At 63.6% G+C, this 16,097-nt stretch carries 19 protein-coding genes and 1 pseudogene; 11 read left to right on the top strand and 9 right to left on the bottom strand.

What is annotated here, in order from left to right; translation table 11 throughout:
* Positions 1 to 34: 34 nt before the first annotated feature.
* The 3 genes from IVA91_RS36280 (at position 35) to IVA91_RS36290 (ending at position 2,195) form a co-directional block, all read left to right on the top strand.
* Positions 35 to 589 (top strand): fasciclin domain-containing protein, encoded by a 555-nt coding sequence (locus IVA91_RS36280; protein WP_247280357.1) that lies wholly within the window; start codon positions 35 to 37, stop codon positions 587 to 589.
* Between the two features lie 180 nt (positions 590 to 769).
* Complete coding sequence (locus IVA91_RS36285) at positions 770 to 1,399, top strand: cytochrome b/b6 domain-containing protein (protein ID WP_247280356.1); 630 nt, start codon at positions 770 to 772, stop codon at positions 1,397 to 1,399.
* A gap of 13 nt (positions 1,400 to 1,412) precedes the next feature.
* On the top strand, positions 1,413 to 2,195 hold the full coding sequence (locus tag IVA91_RS36290) for a molybdopterin-binding protein (RefSeq protein WP_247280355.1): 783 nt from the start codon (positions 1,413 to 1,415) through the stop codon (positions 2,193 to 2,195).
* 101 nt (positions 2,196 to 2,296) lie between these two features.
* Here the strand turns inward: IVA91_RS36290 and IVA91_RS36295 are convergent, their stop codons facing one another.
* Positions 2,297 to 3,484, bottom strand: a complete 1,188-nt coding sequence (locus tag IVA91_RS36295; RefSeq protein ID WP_247280354.1) for a YbfB/YjiJ family MFS transporter — start codon at positions 3,482 to 3,484, stop codon at positions 2,297 to 2,299.
* 219 nt (positions 3,485 to 3,703) lie between these two features.
* Between IVA91_RS36295 and leuB the strand changes: the two genes are divergently transcribed.
* Positions 3,704 to 4,816: a 3-isopropylmalate dehydrogenase gene (leuB, locus tag IVA91_RS36300; protein ID WP_247280353.1), complete on the top strand. Its 1,113-nt coding sequence runs from the start codon at positions 3,704 to 3,706 to the stop codon at positions 4,814 to 4,816.
* 144 nt (positions 4,817 to 4,960) lie between these two features.
* Here the strand turns inward: leuB and IVA91_RS36305 are convergent, their stop codons facing one another.
* A complete protein-coding gene (locus IVA91_RS36305; RefSeq protein ID WP_247280352.1) occupies positions 4,961 to 5,356 on the bottom strand; it encodes a hypothetical protein in 396 nt (131 codons plus the stop codon).
* A 210-nt stretch (positions 5,357 to 5,566) separates the two neighbouring features.
* A pseudogene (locus IVA91_RS36310) lies at positions 5,567 to 6,356 on the bottom strand (hypothetical protein).
* A 116-nt stretch (positions 6,357 to 6,472) separates the two neighbouring features.
* On the opposite strand from IVA91_RS36310, the gene IVA91_RS36315 reads away from it, so the two are divergent.
* Positions 6,473 to 7,507: an aspartate-semialdehyde dehydrogenase gene (locus IVA91_RS36315; RefSeq protein WP_247280351.1), complete on the top strand. Its 1,035-nt coding sequence runs from the start codon at positions 6,473 to 6,475 to the stop codon at positions 7,505 to 7,507.
* A gap of 115 nt (positions 7,508 to 7,622) precedes the next feature.
* Here the strand turns inward: IVA91_RS36315 and IVA91_RS36320 are convergent, their stop codons facing one another.
* The gene (locus tag IVA91_RS36320) at positions 7,623 to 8,267 is read right to left on the bottom strand and encodes a carbonic anhydrase (RefSeq protein ID WP_247280350.1); all 645 of its coding nucleotides are present in this window, start codon (positions 8,265 to 8,267) and stop codon (positions 7,623 to 7,625) included.
* Between the two features lie 103 nt (positions 8,268 to 8,370).
* Between IVA91_RS36320 and IVA91_RS36325 the strand changes: the two genes are divergently transcribed.
* From IVA91_RS36325 to IVA91_RS36335, 3 genes are all read left to right on the top strand, one after another.
* The gene (locus tag IVA91_RS36325) at positions 8,371 to 9,252 is read left to right on the top strand and encodes a CoA ester lyase (protein WP_247280349.1); all 882 of its coding nucleotides are present in this window, start codon (positions 8,371 to 8,373) and stop codon (positions 9,250 to 9,252) included.
* A 3-nt stretch (positions 9,253 to 9,255) separates the two neighbouring features.
* Positions 9,256 to 9,921: an HAD hydrolase-like protein gene (locus IVA91_RS36330; protein ID WP_247280348.1), complete on the top strand. Its 666-nt coding sequence runs from the start codon at positions 9,256 to 9,258 to the stop codon at positions 9,919 to 9,921.
* A 302-nt stretch (positions 9,922 to 10,223) separates the two neighbouring features.
* Entirely contained in the window at positions 10,224 to 11,705 is a 1,482-nt protein-coding gene (locus tag IVA91_RS36335; RefSeq protein WP_247460788.1) for a tetratricopeptide repeat protein, read from the top strand.
* 84 nt (positions 11,706 to 11,789) lie between these two features.
* Here the strand turns inward: IVA91_RS36335 and IVA91_RS36340 are convergent, their stop codons facing one another.
* The 3 genes from IVA91_RS36340 to IVA91_RS36350 all read right to left on the bottom strand — a co-directional run bounded on the left by IVA91_RS36340 (position 11,790) and on the right by IVA91_RS36350 (position 13,935).
* Complete coding sequence (locus IVA91_RS36340) at positions 11,790 to 12,575, bottom strand: capsular polysaccharide synthesis protein (protein WP_247280346.1); 786 nt, start codon at positions 12,573 to 12,575, stop codon at positions 11,790 to 11,792.
* 79 nt (positions 12,576 to 12,654) lie between these two features.
* Positions 12,655 to 13,260, bottom strand: a complete 606-nt coding sequence (leuD, locus tag IVA91_RS36345; protein ID WP_061880161.1) for a 3-isopropylmalate dehydratase small subunit — start codon at positions 13,258 to 13,260, stop codon at positions 12,655 to 12,657.
* Between the two features lie 276 nt (positions 13,261 to 13,536).
* Positions 13,537 to 13,935 (bottom strand): metallopeptidase family protein, encoded by a 399-nt coding sequence (locus tag IVA91_RS36350; RefSeq protein WP_247280345.1) that lies wholly within the window; start codon positions 13,933 to 13,935, stop codon positions 13,537 to 13,539.
* 156 nt (positions 13,936 to 14,091) lie between these two features.
* Here IVA91_RS36350 and IVA91_RS36355 point away from each other — a divergent pair, with 156 nt between their 5' ends.
* Together IVA91_RS36355 and IVA91_RS36360 are read left to right on the top strand one after the other, a co-directional pair.
* Positions 14,092 to 14,370 carry a hypothetical protein gene (locus IVA91_RS36355; RefSeq protein WP_247280362.1) on the top strand — a complete coding sequence of 93 codons (279 nt, stop codon included), beginning with the start codon at positions 14,092 to 14,094 and terminating at the stop codon, positions 14,368 to 14,370.
* Positions 14,371 to 14,420: 50 nt separating this feature from the next.
* Positions 14,421 to 14,675: a hypothetical protein gene (locus IVA91_RS36360; RefSeq protein ID WP_247421246.1), complete on the top strand. Its 255-nt coding sequence runs from the start codon at positions 14,421 to 14,423 to the stop codon at positions 14,673 to 14,675.
* Between the two features lie 4 nt (positions 14,676 to 14,679).
* Here the strand turns inward: IVA91_RS36360 and IVA91_RS36365 are convergent, their stop codons facing one another.
* The gene (locus IVA91_RS36365) at positions 14,680 to 14,979 is read right to left on the bottom strand and encodes a DUF1330 domain-containing protein (protein ID WP_247460799.1); all 300 of its coding nucleotides are present in this window, start codon (positions 14,977 to 14,979) and stop codon (positions 14,680 to 14,682) included.
* Between the two features lie 180 nt (positions 14,980 to 15,159).
* On the opposite strand from IVA91_RS36365, the gene IVA91_RS36370 reads away from it, so the two are divergent.
* Positions 15,160 to 15,732 carry a hypothetical protein gene (locus IVA91_RS36370; RefSeq protein ID WP_247280342.1) on the top strand — a complete coding sequence of 191 codons (573 nt, stop codon included), beginning with the start codon at positions 15,160 to 15,162 and terminating at the stop codon, positions 15,730 to 15,732.
* A gap of 103 nt (positions 15,733 to 15,835) precedes the next feature.
* Here the strand turns inward: IVA91_RS36370 and IVA91_RS36375 are convergent, their stop codons facing one another.
* Positions 15,836 to 16,045 carry a hypothetical protein gene (locus tag IVA91_RS36375; RefSeq protein ID WP_247280341.1) on the bottom strand — a complete coding sequence of 70 codons (210 nt, stop codon included), beginning with the start codon at positions 16,043 to 16,045 and terminating at the stop codon, positions 15,836 to 15,838.
* Positions 16,046 to 16,097: the final 52 nt, after the last annotated feature.

The following is a 16,097-nucleotide window of genomic DNA, read 5'->3' on the forward strand; positions in this document are numbered from 1 at the left end:
CCATCGCCGGTCTCAATTCAATCGGGAGATCTCCATGTCGAAGCGCATTGCCTGTCTCGCTGCCGCCGCCTTCAGTGCCCTGATCGTCACCGCGACCGTCGTCGCGCCTGTCAGCGCCGAGGAAAGGACCGTCATGGTCGGCGGCGCCGCGATGTTCCCGTCCAAGAACATCGTCCAGAACGCGGTCAACTCCAAGGACCACACCACGCTCGTGGCGGCGGTGAAGGCGGCCGGCCTGGTGCCGACGCTCGAAGGCAAGGGCCCGTTCACGGTGTTCGCGCCGACCAACGCCGCCTTCGGCAAGCTGCCGGCCGGCACCGTCGACAATCTGGTCAAGCCCGAGAACAAGGCGGCGCTGACCAAGATCCTGACCTACCATGTCGTGCCCGGCAAGCTCGATGCCTCTGCCCTCACCGACGGCAAGAAGCTGAAGACCGCAGAAGGCGAGGAGCTGACGGTAAAGAAAATGGACGGCAAGGTCTGGATCGTCGACGCCAAGGGCGGCACCTCGATGGTGACGATCTCCAACGTCAACCAGTCGAATGGCGTCATCCATGTGGTTGACACCGTGCTGATGCCGGCGACGTAATACTGCGCGGTCCTGTTTCATCCCCCGAACAGGAGGCCTTGAGGCGGCGAGCCGGGGGTACCCGGCTCGCTTTATTGTGACCGTGATAGCCTGCCGGTATCGATTCGATGCCGGAAGGGCGTAACGAAAGCGGACGCTTCGGCGTATAATTGCTGTCACGACCTTCAGGACGGAACCATCATGGCGAGCCTCACAGTCAGCGACGAGCAGGTCAGGGCCACTCCGGCCAAAGTGATCCAGCCGGCCTGGGTGCGGATCATGCACTGGATCAATGCGCTTGCCATGATCCTGATGATCCTGTCGGGCTGGCAGATCTACAACGCCTCGCCGCTGTTCGGCTTCAGCTTTCCGCGCGAGTACACACTCGGCGGCTGGCTTGGCGGCGGCCTGCTCTGGCATTTTGCGGCGATGTGGCTGTTGATGATCAACGGCCTCGCTTATCTCATCACCGGTTTCGCCACCGGCCGCTTCCGCAAGAAGCTGCTCCCGATCACGGCGTCCGGCGTGCTGCACGACGTCAGGGCGGCGCTGACCTTCAAGCTCGGCCATGACGACCTCACCGTCTACAATTACGTGCAGCGCCTGCTCTATGCCGGCATCATAGTGGTCGGCGTGCTGATCGTGCTCTCGGGCCTCGCGATCTGGAAGCCGGTGCAGCTCTATTATTTGGTGATGCTGTTCGGCGATTATCCAACCGCGCGCTATGTGCACTTCTTCTGCATGGCCGCGATCTGTGCGTTCCTGATCGTTCACGTTGCTCTCGCGCTGCTGGTGCCGAAGAGCCTACGCGCGATGATCATTGGTCGTTGAGAGGGAGGAGATCATGGCCAAGCGCTCATTCCTGATCCCCGGCGTCGACAAGCGATTGCTGATCAAGGACTCCATCAAGACGATGCCTGATGTCACCCGCCGCCGCTTCATCGCGGGCGGCGCCAGCTTAGGGGCGCTGACGCTGCTCACCGGCTGCGACGTCGTCGATTCCTCCTCGGCCGAGGAGATGCTGAAGCAGGTCTCCAAGTTCAACGACGCGGTGCAGGCCTTCATCTTCAATCCCGATGCGCTGGCGCCGACGTTTCCCGAGAGCGCGATCACCAAGCCGTTCCCGTTCAACGCCTATTACGATCTCGACGACGCGCCCGACGTCGACGGCAAAGACTGGAAGCTCGAGGTGCGCGGCCTCGTCGACAACACGAAGTCCTGGACGCTGGATGAGCTCTACAAGCTGCCGCAGGTCACGCAAATCACCCGCCACATCTGCGTCGAGGGCTGGAGCGCGATCGGAAGCTGGACCGGCACGCCGCTGCGCGATTTCCTCAAACTGATCGGCGCCGACACGCGTGCGAAATATGTCTGGTTCCAGTGCGCCGACAAGGACGGCTACAACTCGCCGCTCGACATGCGCAGCGCGCTGCATCCGCAGACCCAGATGACATTCAAATACGCGAACGAGATTCTGCCGCGCGCCTACGGTTTCCCAATGAAGATCCGCGTGCCGACAAAACTTGGCTTCAAGAATCCGAAATACGTGGTGTCCATGGAAGTCACCAACGACTACAAGGGCGGCTATTGGGAAGACCAGGGGTATAATTCGTTTAGTGGGAGCTGATTGAGGCTGTCATTCCGGGGCTCGCGAAGCGAGAACCCGGAATCTCGCGCCACAAACCTCTGGATTCCCGGTTCGCGCTGCGCGCGCCCCGGAAACGACGATTATGCCGACGCCACCTTGCGCTGGCACAGCGCCGCCAACGCCCCCAGCGCCAGCAGCGCCGCCGATACGTTCAACGCGTAACTCAAGCTCCCCAGCGCATCGGTGATCGCGCCGACCACGATCGGCCCCAGCGTCTGGCCGACGCCGAACGAGATCGTCATCGCCGCGATCGCGGTCGGCCACATCTCGGGCGGATAGTTGAAGCGCACGAAGGCGGTGGTCGAGCCGACCACGGCGAAGAACGCGACGCCGAACACCACCGCGGAGACCGCAAGCCACGCCGGCGAATGTCCCAGCATCGGCAAGGCGGCTCCTAACGCGTTGGTGCCGAGAATGATGGCGGTGGCAAGCCCGCCGCGATCGAGCGCCAGCACGCCGCGCCAAACCCATGGCGTGACGAAGGCGCTCAGCCCGATCAGGCTCCAGAATGCGGCCTGTGCCGCGGCCCCGCCGCCGCCGTCGCGCACATAGGCGATCATGAAGGTCATGTAGGCGATGTAGCCGGCGCCGAACAGGAAGTAGCCGGCGAGATAAATCAGCACCGGCAGAATCGCAAACGACGCGTGGCTGCCTTCCGAGAAGCGCGCACCGCTTTCGATCCGGATCAGGAACAGCGGAATCGTCATTGCGACGGACAGCAGCGTCAGTGCCCACCAGACGATCCACCACGAGCCTGGCCCGAAATATTGCAGCGTGAACGGGGCGATCAGCCCCGAGGCGAGAATGCCGATGCCCGGGCCGGCGTAGAACAGGCTCAGCAGGAAATTGGCGCGCTCCGGGCGCGACTGGGCGATGGTCGCAGCCAGCGCGCCGCCGGCGACGAAGCCGGCCGCCGCGCCCAAGCCCAGCACGAGGCGCGCAAGGCTCAGCGCAACGAAATTGCCGGATAGCGCGCAGGTGGCGAGCCCGGCGACGCAGGCCAGGGTTCCCAGGCGGATCGCCGCCGACCAGCCGACCCGCTGGATCAGCCGGGACGCCACCAGCGCGCCAACGAGGTAGCCGACGGCGTTGATGGTGTTCATGAACCCGGCCGCCGAGTAGGACCAGTCGAGGGTCTCCCGCATATCCGGCAGCACCAGTGCATAGGCAAAGCGGCCGATCCCAAGCCCGACCGTCGCCGCCAGCGACAAGGTCAGGATCAGCCGCGCGGGATGCGCGTAGGGCGGCAGGCGGTCAGGGGCGTGCAAGGAGTACTCCGGCCGCGCGAGTGTGGCAGGCTCCATCCGTTTTGCACAGCCGGCTCCCCGGCAATGGTGTCTTGCCAAGCGCGCAACGCCGCTCTAGCACTCCGGCCGAAATTCATCCCCTTCGTCATGCCCGGGCTTGACCCGGGCATCCATCTTTTCAAGAAGGCTGGATTGCCGGGTCAAGCCCGGCAATGACGAGGAAAAACTGAGGATACGACCATGGCGACCCATAAACTGCTGCTGCTCCCCGGCGACGGTATCGGCCCCGAGGTGATGGGCGAGGTGAAGCGGTTGATCGATTGGCTCAATTCGGCCGGCATCGCCAAGTTCGAGACCGATACGGGCCTTGTTGGCGGCGCAGCCTATGACGCGCACAAGGTGTCGATCTCGGAAGGCGACATGGCCAAGGCCAAGGACGCCGACGCCGTGATCTTCGGCGCGGTCGGCGGCCCGAAATGGGATGCCGTGCCCTATGAGGTGCGCCCGGAGGCCGGCCTGCTTCGCCTGCGCAAGGATCTCGCTCTGTTCGCGAACCTCCGTCCCGCCATGTGCTACCCGGCGCTGGCCGATGCATCCAGCCTGAAGCGCGAAGCGGTCGAGGGCCTCGACATCGTCATCGTGCGCGAGCTCACGGGCGGGGTCTATTTCGGCGAGCCCAAGACCATCACCGATCTCGGCAACGGTCAGAAGCGCGCCGTCGATACCCAGGTCTACGACACCTATGAGATCGAGCGCATCGCCCGCGTCGCTTTCGAGCTTGCCAAGAAGCGCAAGAACAAGGTGACGTCGATGGAGAAGCGCAACGTCATGAAGTCGGGCGTGCTCTGGAACGAGGTCGTCACGCAAGTTCACAAGCGCGAATACCCTGACGTCACGCTCGAGCATCAGCTCGCCGATTCCGGCGGCATGATGCTGGTGAAGTGGCCGAAGCAGTTCGACGTCATCGTCACCGATAATCTGTTTGGCGACATGCTGTCCGACATCGCGGCGATGCTGACCGGATCGCTCGGCATGCTGCCCTCGGCCTCGCTCGGCGAGGTCGACGTCAAGAGCAAGAAGCGCAAGGCGCTGTACGAGCCGGTGCACGGCTCCGCCCCCGATATCGCCGGCAAGGGCCTCGCCAATCCCATCGCGATGATCTCGTCCTTCGGCATGGCGCTGCGCTACTCCTTCGACATGGGCGATCTCGCCGACAAGGTCGATGCCGCGATCGCCGCCGTGCTGGCCAGCGGCCTGCGCACCGCCGACATCAAGTCGGAAGGCACCAGAGCCGCCTCGACCACGCAGATGGGCGAAGCGATTTTGAAGGAATTGCAGAAGCTGCATGGGTAGATGCCGTCATTCCGGGATGGTCCGAAGGACCAGAGCCGGAATCTCGAGATTCCGGGTTCGGCTCTTCGAGCCGCCCCGGAATGACGGCCCAAACAAAATGGCCGGGCGTGAGCCCGGCCATTTTGATTCGGTCGACGGTCCGCTTCAGTACAGCGGGAAATTCTGCGGGTAACCGCCGACATCCTGCGGCGGCGAGAGCGGCTGGCGGTCGATCGGACGGTTGAGGTTCTCGCGGGCGAAGGACGGATAGCCCACCGCCGGCGGGAAGGCGTAGTCGCTGAACTTGCGGTCGCCGGGATTGACCTCGGTGCCGCCGTCGAGCCAGGAGCGCTTGCTCACATAGATGCGGGTGCGGCCCTGCTGGTAGACCGCGTTGGGGCCGCTCGGTCCGTAATAGTGTCGGCCGCGCTCGTCATAGCGCTTGGTCTTGGTGTCGGCCGAAGCCGGCGAAGCCAAACCGATCGCAGAGGACATGGCAATGACGACGCCCGCCGCAAGCAAGGTCGCCAATTTGTTCGCCGCAGAGAAATTCAAGCTCATCACGTCCCCTTCAGGCGGCAGGCCGCCAGTCGATTTCACCCCATACTAGCCCGGCCGGGGCAGACGCAACTAGGTCAATTGGGTCACACCAGCTCGGAATAATCGCGCGTGCCGGCAAAAGTTGCATCAATACCAGCCACTTGAGCTTGATGCGGTCTTGAGCGTGATCCGGAAAAGTGTGCAGCGGTTTGATCACGCTCAAACAACAACCTAAAGCGCCCCGCGCAATTGCGCGTTGGCGGCGCCCAGCAGCCAGTCCGGTGATCCCGGGGAATCGCAGGTGCGGCGCTTCAACTCGGCGCGGGCGAACAATTCGGCCAGCCTTGGCTCGTTGCCCGAGGTCAGCAGCGTCAACCGGTTCAGCGTGCAGGCAATCGCCGCGCGCCGGGCGGGCAGGGTGTTGCCCTGGCAGGAGAAGCCGGAGATCTGCAGCGCCGGCTCCTCGCTGCGCTTGAGATAGCCGAGGCAAGCCCGCGTCCCCTCCGCCGCGCCGACCGGCCGGAACAGGGCGACCGGACCGAATTTCGTGTCGATCAGGCCGGCCTGCTCCAGCGTGCTCGTCGTGCTCAATCCCATTTCCACGGCCAGATCCGCAATCGCCGGACGAGCCACGTCGAACTCGCCGCCTTCCCGGTAGATGTCGAGCTCGGCCACGGGCTGGCCGGCCTCGTTTGTCCAGCGCAGCACGTCCCTGCGGCCGCCTTCGGGATGCCGAAGGATGGTGTAAGAGGCTGTTTTCTCTGATGAATCGATCCGGCTGATGGCGAAGGCCGGGTGCGAGCGGTCGGCCACGCTCCAGGCTGGCTTGTCCGCCGGCTCATCGCCCTGCAAGTCGGGCAGCTGGCCGAGCGCCGCGAGGGCGAGGATGGCAAACAGGGCGAGCGCCCCCACATAGGCGATTCAGGCGCGCCAGCGTGCCGACGACCTCATCGGCGAAGGCTGCAAGCGCCAGATGGATCTGGGTGGGGCTAACGGCCGTGCTGGCCTCAGGCGACTGCATCCACGGCCTTCAGGCATGGTCCAACGTTGTCTTGAGGCCGGTTCTCGCATAGAAGCGCTGCTCTTCCTGTTTAAGCGTCAGGTTCAGGAACGGGCTTTTTCATCGGAGAGTGAACGATGGGTTACAAAGTCGCAGTCGTCGGCGCGACCGGCAATGTCGGACGGGAAATGCTCAACATCCTGGACGAGCGCAAATTCCCCGCCGACGAGGTCGTGGCCCTGGCGTCGCGCCGCAGCGTCGGCGTCGAGGTCTCCTATGGCGACCGCACCCTGAAGATCAAAGCGCTCGAGCATTACGACTTCTCCGACGTCGACATCTGCCTGATGTCGGCGGGCGGCTCGGTGTCGAAGGAATGGTCGCCGCAGATCGGCGCCGCCGGCGCGGTCGTGATCGACAATTCCTCGGCGTGGCGCATGGATCCGGACGTGCCGCTGATCGTGCCGGAAGTGAATGCGGCTGCGACCGAAGGCTTCAAGAAGAAGAACATCATCGCCAACCCGAACTGCTCAACCGCGCAGCTCGTCGTCGCGCTCAAGCCGCTGCACGACAAGGCGACCATCAAGCGCGTCGTGGTCTCGACCTATCAATCCGTGTCGGGTGCCGGCAAGGACGCGATGGACGAATTGTTCTCGCAGACCAAGGCCGTCTACACCAATGACGAGCTGGTCGCGAAGAAATTCCCCAAGCGCATCGCATTCAACGTCATCCCCCACATCGACGTCTTCATGGAGGACGGTTACACCAAGGAAGAGTGGAAGATGATGGCGGAGACCAAGAAGATTCTTGATCCCAAGATCAAGCTCTCCGCCACCTGCGTGCGCGTGCCGGTCTTCGTCGGCCACTCCGAGGCCGTCAACATCGAGTTCGAGAACCCGATCAGTGCGGACGAAGCTCGCGAGATCCTGCGCAAGGCGCCGGGCTGCCTCGTCATCGACAAGCAGGAGCCCGGCGGCTACGCCACCCCTTACGAAGCGGCCGGCGAGGACGCCACCTATATCAGCCGCATCCGCGAGGACGCGACGGTGGAGAACGGCCTCGTGCTGTGGTGCGTGTCCGACAATTTGCGCAAGGGCGCCGCGCTGAACGCGATCCAGATCGCGGAAGTCCTGATCAACCGCAAGCTGATCAGCGCGAAGAAGAAGGCGGCGTAAAGTCGAGCTGCCGTAGGGTGGGGCAAAGGCGCGAAGCGCCGTGCCCACCATCTCTCCAGATTGCGACAGAAGTGGTGGGCACGCTCCGCTTTGCCCACCGTACAAGAGTGGTAGCCTACGCCACGCTTTGCGCGCTCCTGAATTCCTTCGCGGCCTTGTCCAGCACGAACAGCGTGCCCTCGGCCACGCCGAAATAGGCGCCGTGGGTCTGCATCTGGCCGCTCTCCACCGCCTTGCGCACGAACGGGAAGGTCATCAGGTTTTCCAGGCTGCGGAACACCGCGGCCTTCTCGATGCGCTCGACGAACTGCGCCATGGTCTCGTGCTCGCGCTGCTCGACCACCTCGCCCGGCTTGATGAACATCTGCATCCATTTGCCGATGAAGTCGCCCGGCGTCAGCGGCTCGCTCTTGTCGATGAAGGCACGGATGCCGCCGCATTGGGCGTGGCCGAGCACCACGATGTGCTTCACCTTCAGCACCGTCACCGCAAATTCCAGCGCCGCCGAGACGCCGTGTGCGTTCTCGTCAGGCTGATAGGTCGGCACCAGGTTGGCGATGTTGCGGACGACGAAGAGTTCGCCCGGCCCGGCATCGAAGATCACCTCGGGGGAGACCCGCGAGTCGCAGCAGCCGATCACCATCGTCTCGGGCGACTGTCCTTTGACAGAGAGTTCGCGATAGCGGTTCTGCTCGGTCGGCAGCCGCTGGGTGGCGAAGGCCTTGTAGCCTTCCAGCAAATGCTTCGGGAATGTCGTCATGCCTATGCCTAATCATAGACCGCAGGGGCGAACAAGCCTTTCGAATAGGCAGGCCAGATGCTATCGGCTTCGGTCAGAGGACTGACGAGGAAGGAACGCTCGCATGACCCGCCCGCGCCGCAGCCATCTGTTCATGCCCGGCTCCAACCCCCGCGCGCTGGAAAAGGCGCGCAATCTTCCCGCCGACGGCCTCATCCTCGACCTCGAGGATTCCGTCGCCCCCGAGGCCAAGGCGGTGGCGCGCGACGGCATCGCCGCCGCGATCGCCGCCAAGGGTTTTGGCAAACGCGAGGTCCTGATCCGGACCAACGGCCTCGACACGCCCTGGTGGGCCGGTGACGTCGCGATGGCTGCTAAGGCGTCCCCGGACGGCATCCTGGTTCCAAAAGTTTCAAGCATCGAAGATCTCGATACGATCGGCCGGAAGCTGGCCGAGCTTGGCGCTGCGTCGACCGTGAAGGTCTGGGCCATGATCGAGACCGCGCGCGCCGTGCTCCATGCCGAGGAACTGGCCGCCGCCGGCCGCGATCCGTCGAGCCGCCTCGCAGGCTTCGTGTTCGGCCCGAACGACATTTCGCGCGAGACCCGCATCAGGATGCTGCCGGGCCGTGCCGCGATGATCCCGATGATCACCCATTGTATCCTGGCGACGCGCGCCCACGGCCTCGAAATCCTCGACGGCCCCTATAGCGACATCGCCAATGCCGACGGCTTTGCCACCGAATGCGCGCAAGGCCGCGATCTCGGCTTCGACGGCAAGACGCTGATCCATCCCTCGCAGATCGATGCCTGCAACGCGATCTTCACCCCGCCCGAAGAGGAAGTCGCGCGGGCGCGAAAAATCATCGCGGCGTTCGAATTGCCGGAGAACGTCTCGCGCGGCGCGATCCGGCTCGACGGCGCGATGGTGGAGCGCCTGCACGCGGACATGGCGCGGCGCACGATCGAGATCGCAGACGCAATCGCGGCGATGGGGAAGGGCTGAGCCATGGGCGCAGCCCGCTGCGTCCTCCTCGATCTCGACGGAACGCTGGTCGATTCCCAGCCGGGCATTGCCGCGAGCTGCCTGGCTGCGTTGCGTGCGCTCGGACATGAGCCCGGCGACACCCTCGATATCAAGCGCTTCATCGGACCGCCGCTTGAAGACATATTACGGGCGTTGCTCGCCGCCTACGGTGATGACCGCATCGAGTTAGCCGTAGCGGCCTATCGCCAGCATTACGGCGACAGTGGCCTGCTCGGAAGCGAGCTCTATCCCGGAATCAACTGGGCGCTTGAGGAGATGCGAAGCGCTGGATTGCGAATCTATCTCGCGACATCGAAGCGCGAAATCTTCGCGCGGCGGATCCTGGAGAATCTGAACTTAGCGACGCATTTCGACGGCATTCATGGCTCAGTTCCCGGCGGCGTGCTGGATCACAAGCCTGAGCTGCTCGCCCATATCCTATCCAAGCACGATATCTCTGCATCGCACAGCCTCATGGTCGGCGACCGCCGCCACGACATCAATGGCGCTCACGCGGTCAAGATACGCGGCCTCGGCGTGCTCTGGGGATATGGCACTCGGGATGAGCTGGAAACAGCCGGCGCGGATCAACTGGTAGAGTGGCCCGCGGATCTTGCGCGCGCGGTTTTATCGACGCTGAACCGATAGGCTCCGGTGCAAGCTGCCTCGGCGCGGCGCCAGATCGGCGCGGTCAAGCGACTCCAGCGTCGAAGCGTTGGCGCAATAACCGTGGCAATTTGCGCCGGTGCGTCGGCATGTTCGCAACCGGGCATGATGCTCCTCAGCAAGCGCTCGAGTGCACGGGCATCTATCCTCAGCACCAACTGGCGACAGCCGCCGCGAAGTCGACGTTCCTGTGATTTAGGTCACACAATCCGGCTGGTTGCCCCGTTAAATTTGCGCCGTTTAAATACGGCTTCCATCCTTTCGATATGGCGAGTGGGGTTCTTATGCTCCGCAAATTATTTTATTGCTTTGTCATTCTTGCCCTCGCTGGCCCGGCAGCGGCTGTCGATCGCGTCAAGGACGACACGAGCCCTGCCATTGCAGCCGCCTCGGAGGCGATCCGGCGAGATCCCAAGGATGCGAACGCCTACTACAACCGGGGCAACGCTTACAGCGCTAATGGCAACAATGATCGTGCCATAGCGGACTACACGGCAACGCTCCGTCTCGATCCGACGCATGCGCACGCGTACTACAATCGCGGCAACGCTTATAGCATCAAAGGCGACACGGAGCGTGCGATCGCGGACTACACGGCGACAATCCGGCTCGATCCGGCCTATGCGAACGCGTACTACAATCGAGGCAATGCCTACAGCAACAAAGGCAACACCGACCGCGCAATTGCTGACTATAGCGAAGCGGTTCGCCTGCAGCCCACCAATGCAAACGCCTATTTCAACCGCGGGAATGCATACGGCAGCAAGGGCGACACGGACCGCGCCATTGCAGATTACACAGAAGCGATACGCGTGGATCCCACGTACGCGAACGCGTATGTCAACCGCGGACTGGCCTACGAGAAGCGCGGAGATTTCGCCAAAGCAAGGACCGACTTCAATGCCACGCTCGGATTGAGCCATGGCGCCACAAGATGGGCCCAGGACAAGGCTCGCGAGCGGCTTGCTGTCCTGCCTTCGCCGCGGCCAGCAACGATATTGGTCGAGAAACCCAGTGTGGCGCCGGCTGTGGTGGCGTCCGGGGCTGCGAACGGCGATCGCCGCATCGCTCTCGTGATCGGCAATTCGGCTTATGAAAACGTCGCCGCGCTAGCGAACCCCGTGCGGGATGCAAGCCTCGTCGCCGACGTGCTGAAGCTCACTGGGTTCGAAGCAGTTACCCTGCTGACCAATCTCCGCAAGGATGCGCTGGTGAATGCCCTGCGCGAATTCGCAGCACGTGCGGAAACGGCGGATTGGGCCGTCGTGTATTATGCCGGGCACGGCATGGAGGTCGGCGGCGTCAACTATCTCATTCCGACGGATGCCAAGATTGCCGCGGATCGCGAAATCGGATTTGAAGCCGTTCCGGTTGATCAGGTTCTCAATGCGGCGGAGCGCGCCAAAAAGCTGCGCCTCGTCATTCTCGATGCCTGCCGCGACAACCCATTCGCAAACCAGATGAAGCGGACGATGACGGTGGCGTCGCGTTCGGTATCGCGAGGTTTGGCCCCGATCGAGCCAGAGGCGGGAACGCTGGTGGTCTACGCCGCCAAGGAGGGCGAGACCGCACTTGACGGTGACGGGATCAATAGTCCGTTCGCGGCTGCCTTCGTCAAGAACGTTCCAACGCCGGGCCTCGAAGTCCGCAGGCTCTTCGATTTCGTTCGCGACGATGTCATGGAAGCGACCGGTCGTCGGCAAAAACCCTTCAGTTACGGCTCGATCTCCGGCCGACAGGACTTCTATTTCGTGGCTGCTAAATGATCTTCAAACGAAGGGCAATCTCAGTGCCCAACGCGGACTTGCTTGCGGGAGAGCCGCCTTTGGAGCGCACTTTCTACGCGGCCGCTATCCGAACCGCTCCGCCGCCCAGGCATACAGGCTGCCCGGAATCGGCTTTTCGCCGCCACGGCCCTTGGGCGAGATGTGCAGGCCGATGATCTCGGGATTGGTGACGAGGCCGAGATAGCTCGATGGATCGAAGAACAGTTTTGGCTCGGCATGCACGGCGTAGAACGATTGCTTGGGTAGCGCGTAAGCGAGCTCGCCGGTGCGACGCGCGAGCGCGGTCAGTGCCGCCGGTCCGTAGATCGCCACGCGAATGTCCGAGAGACGGTTCGAGCCGCCGCGGAGGCGGCGCATCGCGAAGGTGACGCGGTGGCGCACGGACAGCCAGTTCGGCGTCAGTTCCTCCTGCTCCATCAGCTCCTCGAAGGCCGCGACGATGCCGTGCCCGGCCGGCAGGTAGATCACGGAATTGCCGAGTTGGCGCGGCCGCTCCCAGGCGAAATAGGGTTTTGCCGGATCGATCTCGACGGGCTTCAGCAGCAGCACGTCGGCATCGAGCCAGAGGCCGAGGCCCTTCGCCATCAGCTTCATGCGGAAGAAGTCGCTGAACTGCAGCGTGGTCCAGTCGCGCCAGCTGCCGTCCGGCTGCGGCGGCCGCAATCGTTCGGAGAAGGCGTGCGGCAGGATCGCTTCGGCATCCGCATTCGCGATGCCTGCAGGCAGGCCCGGAATGGTGTCGAAGCTATAGACCGTGACCTTGTGGCCGGCAGCCAGCTGCGAGCGCAGACAGGTCTGGCGCAGGGCGTCCATCGGACCATGCCAGAAGGTGACGATGTCGGGCAGCATGCGCGAGCTATAAGGATAGTCAGAGCAAAGAAAAAGCCCCGGCGCGGTCAGCACCGGGGCTCGAACCAGAAAAGCGATCTCAGGCCCAGGCGCGTTCGCGCTTGAGCTTCTCCTCATAGCTGTCGATCGAGGCCTTCTTTTCCATCGTCAGGCCGATGTCGTCGAGGCCGTTGATCAGGCAGTGCTTGCGGAACGGATCGATCTCGAATTTGACCTTGCCGCCGTCGGGACCGCGGATTTCCTGGTTGGGCAGGTCGATCGTCAGCGTCGCGTTGGCGCCGCGCTCAGCGTCGTCGAACAGCTTGTCGAGATCTTCCTGCGAGACGCGGATCGGCAGAATGCCGTTCTTGAAGCAGTTGTTGTAGAAGATGTCGCCGAACGAGGTCGAGATCACGCAGCGGATGCCGAAGTCGAGCAGCGCCCAGGGCGCGTGCTCGCGGCTCGACCCGCAGCCGAAATTGTCGCCGGCCACCAGCACCTTGGCGTTGCGATAGGCCGGCTGGTTCAGCACGAAATCGGGATTCTCGCTGCCGTCGTCCTTGTAGCGCTGCTCGGAGAAGAGCCCCTTGCCAAGGCCGGTGCGCTTGATGGTCTTGAGGTACTGCTTCGGAATGATCATGTCGGTGTCGACATTGATGATCTTCAGCGGCGCCGCGACGCCTTCCAGCGTGGTGAACTTGTCCATGGTTGCGCTTCCCGGATGGGTCTAGGGGAACAGGTGTTTATCGCGATCGGGCTGGAAATCCTAGGCCGAATTCGGCAGATCTCGTCTGCTGGCGGGTTTGAGGCTGGACTGGTGCGGCATCGGGATTGCACCTCTCCCGCTTGCGGGGGGAGGTCGACGCGCGCACCGCGGCGGGTGGGGGCTCTCTCCTCTAGGGGACTTTCCCGCTGTGGAGACACCCTCTCCCCAGCCCTCCCCCGCAAGCGGGCGAGGGAGCGCACCGTCTTTGTGCGGCCCTCAATCCGCCTTCGCCTCAATCGCGGCCATATCGTCGTCCGACAGACCGAAATGGTGGCCGATCTCGTGGATCAGGACGTGGCGGACGATGTGGCCGAGGGTCTCGTCGTGCTCGGCCCAATAGTCCAGGATCGGTCGACGGTAGAGCCAGACCATGTTGGGCAGCCGCGCCACGTCGCCGAAACTCTGCTGCGGCAGGCCGATGCCCTGGAACAGGCCGAGCAGGTCGAACTCGCTCTCGCATTGCATCTCGTCCAGCACCTCATCGGTCGGGAAGTCGTCGACGCGGATGATGACGCCCTCGCAGAGCTTGCGAAACTCCGCCGGCAGGCGCTCGAAGATGTCGTGCGCCGTCGCTTCCATCTCGGCCAGTGAGGGCGCTTTCAATTCCGTCCACATGGGGTTCTCTTACCGCGGGTTCCGCGGCGATGCATCTGGCTTTATAAGCCCGGCGAGGTTGACGAGCGCCGCCAAAACGGGGAGCGTGGGACCTCGAATGGGACGTTTCAAGTGGGCGGAAAAATGCGAGCGAAAACAGCGCTGACGCTACTGTGCATGGGGTTGTTTTCGCAGTTTTGCGTTGGCGCCGAGGCGCAGACCGCCCCCGAGATCCGTCTCGCCCAGGCCGCCTCGCCGGACGACGTTCCCCCGCCGCGCAAGCGGGCCCCGGCACGCCTGCGCGTCACGCCCTATTACAGCCCGGACGGTGTCTATCCGCGCTACAATCCGGGCCCCGACGCAGTCCGCGTGTGCAACGCCACCTATGTGCAGGAGTACCGCCCGAGCGGCACGGTGATCGTGCCGCGTGTGAGCTGTTACTGGCGCCGGGGCTGATGCCAGGTTCACTGCCCGCGCCAACGAACGGTGGCCTCGTGGGGGTCGTCATGGCGAGATGGATTGCATTAGCCGTTGCCGTCGCGCTTGCCGCCGGTCTGCCGCGCGCTTCCACTGCGCGAAGGGTGCCGGAGGCCGCGGCCGGGATCGCGGTTTTCGATGTGCGACGACACGCGCGAACCCATGACATGGTGCGGCCGGCTGCGCGCCATGATCCACGCTATTACGCGCGGCCGGTCCACTACCGTCCCTATCCCTACGCGGTGCCTGCTCCCTTCGTGTTCGGCTACGGGCCGTGGTGGTGACGCGTTAGCGGTCTGGCGCAAATCCCTTGACCAGAAGTACCGTCGCCTGCGCACCCGCTTTGCGGTCGCGCGAGATTTCCTCGTAGTCTGGTGCGTTCGAGAAGGCGAGGAACGCAGCCTCATCCGGGAATGACATCATGACAATCTTGTCATGCGGCCATGCGCCTTCGAGCACGCGCGGATGTTCGTCCGCGGCGAGCAGCTTTCCGCCATACTTCTTGAACACGTCGAAGATGCGCGCCTGATAACGGTCATAGGCCGCGCGGTCTGTCATCTTCAATTGCGCAATCGCGTAGACAGTCATTTCCAAAAAACTCCTTCCGTCGCGGCACTGCGTCGCATCGCGAAGCCCAGCGTCGTTCATTCATGGGGCGTTCACATCGGTCTCCTCAGTCTAATCCAGGGAGCGACCGCAATTGAACAGCGTTTGGCGCGGCCAAGACGTCGCGCCGCAACTGCGCTGTCCAGATTTAGGGAGGATTCTATGCTGAGGACATCAGGTCTCAAGGCAAGCCCGATGCGCTTGCTCGGAATTGCGGCCGCCACGGCGCTGATGCTGTCGGCCGGCACCGCGCGTCGCGCTGAAGCACTCACGTTGATCAATCCGGCCACGTCGCCCGCGACGAAGGCTGCAGCCGACGATCTCGTCACGCAGGTTAGCCACGGCGGCGGGCACGGCGGACATGGTGGCGGCTTTCACGGCGGAGGCTTCCGCGGTGGCGGCTTCCATGGCGGCGGAGGACATATCGGCGGCTTCCGCGGCGGTGGATTTCGTGGCGGCCATATCGGCGCCTTCCGCGCCGCGCCGGCCTTTCACAGCCATATCGGCGGCTATCGCTATGGCGGCGTTCGCTACGGCGGCTATGGCGGCTATCACCGTCACTGGGGCTATCACCGCCCCTATTACGGCTACCGTCACTTCCACCGGCGCTATTATTATGGCGGCTATTATCCCTACTACCATTATCCGCGCCGCTGCCGGATCATCTGGACCTATTACGGCCCGCGCCGCGTTTGCCGCTGGCCCCGCTGGCACTATCCGTACCGGTATTGGTGATGTGAGTTAGCACCGTCATTCCGGGGCGATGCGAAGCATCGAACCCGGAATCTCGAGATTCCGGGTCTGGCGCTTCCGCGCCACCCCGGAATGACAGCGTGGCCTACAGCCAATCCTTCAGCTTCCACGACGCGGATTTCCACCGCCGCAAATTCTCAAGCTTCCATTGCCTGAACATCGCCGGCGGCCAGCGGCTGAGCTTCGAGGTTTCCTCGACCTCGGGCTTGGCAACGATGCGCAGCGGCGTTGCGCGCCGGCGGTGCTGGCGCGTGGCCTCGCTGATCAAATCGACATATTCCGGCTTGTCGGCCATGGCTTGCGTCCTCGCGAAATCCGCGAGGACGCAATGTCGGCGCTGCCGATTA

It is taken from the genome of Bradyrhizobium sp. 153, from assembly GCF_023073835.1.
In the GTDB taxonomy this organism is placed as follows: Bacteria; Pseudomonadota; Alphaproteobacteria; order Rhizobiales; family Xanthobacteraceae; genus Bradyrhizobium.

Bases quoted from the DNA above. Each gene is read 5' to 3' on its own strand.
- leuD (WP_061880161.1), bottom strand. From the start codon at position 13,260: ATGGACAAGTTCACCACGCTGGAAGGCGTCGCGGCGCCGCTGAAGATC.
- IVA91_RS36335 (WP_247460788.1), top strand. From the start codon at position 10,224: ATGCTCCGCAAATTATTTTATTGCTTTGTCATTCTTGCCCTCGCTGGC.
- IVA91_RS36340 (WP_247280346.1), bottom strand. From the start codon at position 12,575: ATGCTGCCCGACATCGTCACCTTCTGGCATGGTCCGATGGACGCCCTG.
- IVA91_RS36280 (WP_247280357.1), top strand. From the start codon at position 35: ATGTCGAAGCGCATTGCCTGTCTCGCTGCCGCCGCCTTCAGTGCCCTG.
- IVA91_RS36375 (WP_247280341.1), bottom strand. From the start codon at position 16,045: ATGGCCGACAAGCCGGAATATGTCGATTTGATCAGCGAGGCCACGCGC.
- IVA91_RS36355 (WP_247280362.1), top strand. From the start codon at position 14,092: ATGGGGTTGTTTTCGCAGTTTTGCGTTGGCGCCGAGGCGCAGACCGCC.
- IVA91_RS36330 (WP_247280348.1), top strand. From the start codon at position 9,256: ATGGGCGCAGCCCGCTGCGTCCTCCTCGATCTCGACGGAACGCTGGTC.
- IVA91_RS36290 (WP_247280355.1), top strand. From the start codon at position 1,413: ATGGCCAAGCGCTCATTCCTGATCCCCGGCGTCGACAAGCGATTGCTG.
- IVA91_RS36305 (WP_247280352.1), bottom strand. From the start codon at position 5,356: ATGAGCTTGAATTTCTCTGCGGCGAACAAATTGGCGACCTTGCTTGCG.
- IVA91_RS36285 (WP_247280356.1), top strand. From the start codon at position 770: ATGGCGAGCCTCACAGTCAGCGACGAGCAGGTCAGGGCCACTCCGGCC.
- IVA91_RS36325 (WP_247280349.1), top strand. From the start codon at position 8,371: ATGACCCGCCCGCGCCGCAGCCATCTGTTCATGCCCGGCTCCAACCCC.
- IVA91_RS36350 (WP_247280345.1), bottom strand. From the start codon at position 13,935: ATGTGGACGGAATTGAAAGCGCCCTCACTGGCCGAGATGGAAGCGACG.
- IVA91_RS36365 (WP_247460799.1), bottom strand. From the start codon at position 14,979: ATGACTGTCTACGCGATTGCGCAATTGAAGATGACAGACCGCGCGGCC.
- IVA91_RS36315 (WP_247280351.1), top strand. From the start codon at position 6,473: ATGGGTTACAAAGTCGCAGTCGTCGGCGCGACCGGCAATGTCGGACGG.
- leuB (WP_247280353.1), top strand. From the start codon at position 3,704: ATGGCGACCCATAAACTGCTGCTGCTCCCCGGCGACGGTATCGGCCCC.
- IVA91_RS36320 (WP_247280350.1), bottom strand. From the start codon at position 8,267: ATGACGACATTCCCGAAGCATTTGCTGGAAGGCTACAAGGCCTTCGCC.
- IVA91_RS36370 (WP_247280342.1), top strand. From the start codon at position 15,160: ATGCTGAGGACATCAGGTCTCAAGGCAAGCCCGATGCGCTTGCTCGGA.
- IVA91_RS36360 (WP_247421246.1), top strand. From the start codon at position 14,421: ATGGCGAGATGGATTGCATTAGCCGTTGCCGTCGCGCTTGCCGCCGGT.